General features: G+C 40.0%; 1 pseudogene. It reads right to left on the reverse strand.

The features are described from left to right. Window positions 1-139: 139 nt before the first annotated feature. Window positions 140-670, reverse strand: a pseudogene (locus HT703_RS10475) (reverse transcriptase domain-containing protein); the annotation flags it as partial.

Below are 670 nucleotides of genomic sequence, written 5' to 3' on the forward strand. Positions count from 1 at the left end.
AAATATTAGCCAATCACGGTATTCCCCTTCAAATTATAGTAGATTGAAACTAGAATAGTACACCTCTACTTCTAAAACATTGTTAGAAATCGATTTGACTGTCCTGATCGGTTTGTCCTATTCTTATTTCATTTTACTATACTTTCAAACCTAGCCGTTTCTCAATAAAACGACTAACTGAATACATCACACGCTTAGCGGCTGCCTCGCTTCCGACCATCATCACACAATCATCTGCGTAGCGCACAAATCGAAGTCCCCTCTTTTCTAATTCCTTGTCCAATTCATTAAGCATGATATTAGATAAGAGAGGAGATACATTTCCTCCCTGTGGTGTACCAACTAGCGTTTTATGACGCCGACCGTTAATGATAACACCTGAATGAAGATACTTACGAATCAAGGATTCCCTATCTCCGTCTTCGATCATATTATGTACTAAGGACATCAATCTATCTTGAGGAACCCTATCGAAAAATTTCTCTAGGTCTATATCCACTATCCACTCATAGCCGTCATTTAAGTACTCTAAGAGCTTGGACAATGGCTTGTTGGATTATCCTATCCATCACTGTCGGAATCCCAAGCTGAAGGACACCTCCATTGGGTTGGGGGATTTCAACTCGCAGGACTGATTGAGGTTTGTATTTTCTCTGTTTTATCAGCTCCT

The sequence above is a fragment of the Streptococcus sp. 3874 genome, from assembly GCF_013276425.1.
GTDB classification, from domain to species: Bacteria; Bacillota; Bacilli; order Lactobacillales; family Streptococcaceae; genus Streptococcus; species Streptococcus pseudopneumoniae.